The organism is Dielma fastidiosa, from assembly GCF_003475485.1.
Classification (GTDB): domain Bacteria; phylum Bacillota_I; class Bacilli_A; order Erysipelotrichales; family Erysipelotrichaceae; genus Dielma; species Dielma fastidiosa.
Map to the genome: position 1 here is coordinate 1 of NZ_QRQL01000021.1, position 781 is coordinate 781.

1 protein-coding gene is annotated in these 781 nt (G+C 42.1%); it reads right to left on the reverse strand.

Going from position 1 to position 781, the window contains the following annotated elements; genetic code table 11:
• A partial coding sequence (locus DWZ33_RS17870; protein ID WP_147352908.1) for an IS200/IS605 family accessory protein TnpB-related protein occupies positions 1-781 on the reverse strand: 781 nt, incomplete at both ends.

Below are 781 nucleotides of genomic sequence, written 5' to 3' on the forward strand. Positions count from 1 at the left end.
CTCATTCCCTTATCCCGTACATACTTCAATTTTCCAATCAGTGACGTATACGCTGGATCAACTTTGATCACTTCAACTCCTTCATAAGCTGCTTTTCGCTCGATGGCTTCACTGATCTGTGCATAAGCAAACTCACTCAGCATTCGATTCAGTCCTTTTGGCTGATAACGCTGCTTCCGCTTTTTATCACTAAAGTCCAAGGCTTCCATCACTAATGGTTTATGGGTATGTACACATTCATGAATGATCTTACTCGCTGTTTCCGCAATCTCATGCTTTCGCTGATTCCTTGTCTTTCCCTTTAACTTCATGGGTAATATTAGTTGTCTGCACAGATTGCCTTGCCGATCGATGTGGGCAACCGCGATATGATCCACATTGATATCGATACCTATACTGCCTTCTTCCTTTTTGGTCATGATCACTTTAGGTTCCACCTCAATGATCGCTTTGATGATGAAATACTCACCATGATCATAGAGTTCATAAGCTACGGCTTTACCAGCGGTATTATGCGGTAATCTGACTGCTCTTTCTAATTTCTCTGCATGATGATAAAAACGGATCGGTAAATGAACCTCTTTCTCTGTGCCTCGATAAACCATGATCCCGGATTCAAGATGATATTTGAAGAGATTGTTGCTGTATTTTCCCTGTCGTCTGCCAGGTATCAGCATCCGCTTTCTTCGCTCATACCGATAAGCTTCAAGATCATGATGCAGATTCTTCCTAGAACCAAAGCAAGCGGCTCTCATGCCTAAGTTCAAATGATTCAGCTTAT